The following is a 4,004-nucleotide window of genomic DNA, read 5'->3' on the forward strand; positions in this document are numbered from 1 at the left end:
GCCCGCCAGCATGCCGTCGTCATAGCGCGTCGCGCTGGCCACCGCCTTGACGAAGCCGCCCAGCTTGAACGTGGTGCTGCCGACGCGGAAGCCCTCGGCGGGTGCGGTCGGCTTGGCCTCGAGCGCGGCGACGCGGGTCACCGCTTCCTCGCTGCGCGTCGCCGCCTGGGTGGCAGCGGCGGCCATCTCCGCCTGTGCATTGCGCGCCGCGCTCAGGTCCGCGCGCAGCGCCTGCATTTCGGCCTCGAGCCTGGCCAGCCGTTCTTCCAGCGCCGCCTCGCGCGCGGTCTGGGCCATGGCCAGCTCCGGCGCCATCAGCGCGCTCGCGGCCAGCAGGACCGCCCCCATCGATCGATAACCCCTCGGCATCGCTCTCTCCTCAACCTGCGCCGGGTGCTCCCGGTCGCAGCCTCAGTCTTTGCCGATTGGCCCTCGCCTTCCAGAGAGACCATGGTCGGATATCTACGACCTTCGTCTAATGGCCTGCCCCCCGCCTCCGGGCTTATCATGCCCCCAGCCCTGCGCCCTCAGACGCAGCCCAATGAGGAGAGTGACCATGGCCGACGCCGTCTATCCCGTGCCCGCCGACTGGGCCGCCAACGCGCTGATCACCGCGCCGGCGTACGAAGAGCGCTACCGCAATTCGATCGAGCAGCCCGACGCCTTCTGGCGCGAGGAAGCGCAGCGGATCGACTGGATCAGGCCGTTCACCAGGGTCAGCGAGGCGAGCTTTCACGAGGCCGATTTCGGTATCAGCTGGTTCGCCGACGGCACGCTCAACCTCGCTGCCAACTGCCTCGACCGGCACCTGGCCGAACGCGGCGAGCAGGTCGCGATCCTGTGGGAGCCCGACAGCCCCAACGAGGCGTCGCGCGCGATCACCTATCGCGAATTGCACGAGCAGGTCTGCCGCTTCGCCAACCTGCTCAAGGCACAAGGCGTGCGCAAGGGCGAGCGCGTGACGCTGTACCTGCCGATGGTGCCCGAGGCCGCGGTCGCGATGCTTGCCTGCGCGCGCATCGGCGCGATCCACTCGGTGGTGTTCGCCGGCTTCTCGCCCGAGGCGCTCGCCGGGCGCATCCAGGATTGCGATAGCCGCATCGTCGTCACCGCCGATGAAGGGCTGCGCGGCGGCAAGAAGGTTCCATTGAAGGCCAATGTCGATGCCGCGCTCGGCCATCATTGCGAGGCCGTGGATACCGTCATCGTGCTGAAGCGCACCGGCGCGGACGTGCCGATGACGCCAGGCCGCGACATCGACTGGGCGCTGGGCGTCGCGGGCCAGTCCGCCGATTGCCCGGCAGAGGAAATGGGCGCGGAGGACCCGCTGTTCATCCTCTATACCTCGGGCTCGACCGGCAAGCCCAAGGGCGTGCTGCACACCACCGGCGGCTACAGCGTCTGGGCCTCGATGACCTTCCAATATGTCTTCGACTATCGCCCCGGCCAGATCTACTGGTGCGCCGCCGATGTCGGCTGGGTCACCGGGCACAGCTATGTCGTCTATGCGCCGCTGATGAACGGCGCGACCACGGTGATGTTCGAGGGCGTGCCGACCTGGCCCGATCCCTCGCGCTTCTGGCAGATCGTCGACAAGTTCGGCGTCGAGATCTTCTACGGCGCACCCACTGCCCTTCGCGCGCTGATGCGCGAGGGCGACGACTGGGTCACGAAGACCAGCCGCAAGTCGCTGCGCCTGCTCGGCTCGGTCGGCGAGCCGATCAATCCCGAGGCCTGGGAATGGTATCACCGCGTCGTCGGCGAGGGCCGTTGCCCGATCGTCGACACCTGGTGGCAGACCGAGACGGGCGCGTGCATGATGACCCCGCTGCCCGGCGCGCATGCGCTCAAGCCCGGTTCGGCCGCCAAGCCGATGTTCGGGGTGAAGCCGCTGCTGCTCGACAATGAGGGCCAGGTCATCGAGGGCGCGGGCGAAGGCTGTCTGGTCATCGACCGCAGCTGGCCCGGCCAGATGCGGACCGTCTGGGGCGATCACGAGCGCTTCTTCCAGACCTATTTCACCACCTTCAAGGGCCTGTATTTCACCGGCGACGGCTGCCGGCGCGACGAGGACGGCTATTACTGGATCACCGGACGCATCGACGACGTCATCAACGTCTCGGGCCATCGCATGGGCACCGCAGAGGTCGAGAGCGCGCTGGTCGCGCATCCCAAGGTGGCCGAGGCCGCGGTGGTCGGCATGCCGCACGCGGTCAAGGGCCAGGGCATCTATGCGTTTGTCACCACCAATGTCGAGGTCGAGCCCGACGAGCAACTGCGCCGCGATCTGGTGCAATGGGTGCGTCGCGAGATCGGGCCGATCGCGACGCCCGACATCATCCAGTTCACCCCCGCCCTGCCCAAGACCCGCTCGGGCAAGATCATGCGCCGCATCCTGCGCAAGATCGGCGAGAACGACCTGTCGAACCTCGGCGATATCTCGACGCTTGCCGATCCGCAGGTTGTCGAGCATCTTGTCGCGGGCAGACCGCAAATGGCAGATGCGACATAGAAACGATCCTGATCGCGGATGACCACCCGCTGTTCCGCCAGGCGCTGATCCTGGCGGTCAGCCGGGTCGCTCCGCAGGCGCAGATTCTGGAGACCGGAACGCTGGCCGCAGCGGCCGCCGCCGCCAGCACCGTGCAGGGCCTGCGTCTGATCCTGCTCGACCTCAAGATGCCCGGCGCGATGGGCTATTCGGGAATCGCCATGCTCCATGCCGAGCGACCCGAGGTGCCGATCCTGGTCGTCTCCAGCGCGGAAGGCGCGGCGGTGGCGGAAGAGGCGCGACAGCTCGGCGCGGTCGGCTTCCTCTCCAAGGACAGCGATCTCGGTACGATCGAGGCCGCGATCGCCCGCGCACTGGGCGGCCGCGCACCTGCTGCTGCCGCATCGAACGCGCCGGAACCACTGCCGCAGGACGTCGCGGGCCTCACCCCCACCCAGCTGCGCGTGCTGCGCGAGGTGATCGACGGCAAGCTCAACAAGCAGATCGCGCACGACCTCGCGATGAGCGAGGCGACGGTCAAGGCGCACATGACCACGATCATGCGCAAGCTGGGCGTGCAGAACCGCACCCAGGCCGCACTGGTCGCCCGCTCGCTAGGGCTCGACCTCAAGCACTAGGCGGGTTCGCGCGCGCCTGCAGCGACATTGGCGAGGAAACCGCCGATCAGCTCCGCCCCCGCCGGCTTGGCGATCAGCACCACGCCCATGCTCGCTGCGCGCCGTGCCAGCGCGGGCGAACCCTGCGCGGTGACGAGCGCAGCAGGCAGGCCCGGATGCTTCTCGCGCAGCGCCGCGATCAGCGCGAGCCCGTCGATCGATGCGCCGAGCTGATAGTCGACCAGCGCCGCATCGAACGGCCCCGGCTCGGCCAAAGCTGCCTCCGGACCATCAGCCCCGTGCGGATCGTGTCCCAGCAGGGCGAGCAGGCTGGTGGTGCCCTCGACGATCAGCGGATCGTTGTCGATCACCAGCACCTTGAGCGCGCGATCGGGCCAGATGGCGGGCGCGGGGCGAGCCCCGATCTTCGGCGCTTCGCCCCCTCCGGCGGCGGGCAGCGACAGGCTGAACCGGCTGCCCCTGCCCGGCACCGACTTCACCTCGATTACCCCGCCGAGCAGCCGTGCGATCCGCTCGGACAGCGCAAGACCCAGCCCCAGCCCCTCGGCCTCGACCGTGCCAAGCCGGGTGAATTCGGCGAAGATCGCCTCGATCTGGTCTTCGGCAATGCCGACCCCGGTATCGATGATGTCGATGCGGATGCGGCTGCCGCGTCGCCGCGTGCCGACCAGAACCCCGCCTTCGGGCGTGTAGCGCAGCGCGTTGGACAGGAAGTTCTGCAGGATCGAGCGCAGCAGCCCCGGATCGGTATGGACATGCCCGAAGAGCGCGCCGGTGCGCAGCGAAAGCACCTTGTCCTCGGCCATCGGCGCGAAGCTTTCGACCAGATCGGTGAGGAACGGTTGCAGCGCCACCGGCTCGGGGCTCGGCTCCAC

The 4,004-nt window shown here is 68.6% G+C and carries 3 protein-coding genes and 1 pseudogene; 2 read left to right on the plus strand and 2 right to left on the minus strand.

What is annotated here, in order from left to right:
- A pseudogene (locus AX735_RS03755) lies at positions 1 to 369 on the minus strand (DcaP family trimeric outer membrane transporter); the annotation flags it as partial.
- A 187-nt stretch (positions 370 to 556) separates the two neighbouring features.
- Between AX735_RS03755 and acs the strand changes: the two are divergent.
- Both acs and AX735_RS03765 read left to right on the plus strand, forming a co-directional pair.
- Complete coding sequence (gene acs / locus AX735_RS03760; protein WP_066275835.1) at positions 557 to 2,512, plus strand: acetate--CoA ligase; 1,956 nt, start codon at positions 557 to 559, stop codon at positions 2,510 to 2,512.
- A complete protein-coding gene (locus tag AX735_RS03765; RefSeq protein ID WP_066275848.1) occupies positions 2,509 to 3,129 on the plus strand; it encodes a LuxR C-terminal-related transcriptional regulator in 621 nt (206 codons plus the stop codon). The genes acs and AX735_RS03765 overlap by 4 nt, the downstream gene beginning before the upstream one ends.
- On the opposite strand, the gene AX735_RS03770 is transcribed toward AX735_RS03765, so the two are convergent.
- Positions 3,126 to 4,004, minus strand: an 879-nt coding sequence (locus AX735_RS03770) for an ATP-binding protein (RefSeq protein ID WP_156447406.1), incomplete at its 5' end; no start/stop codon positions are given. The two genes, AX735_RS03765 and AX735_RS03770, sit on opposite strands and share 4 nt — an antisense overlap.

Origin of the sequence: Blastomonas sp. CCH1-A6, from assembly GCF_001556365.1 — a bacterium.
Taxonomy (GTDB): Bacteria; Pseudomonadota; Alphaproteobacteria; order Sphingomonadales; family Sphingomonadaceae; genus Blastomonas; species Blastomonas ursincola.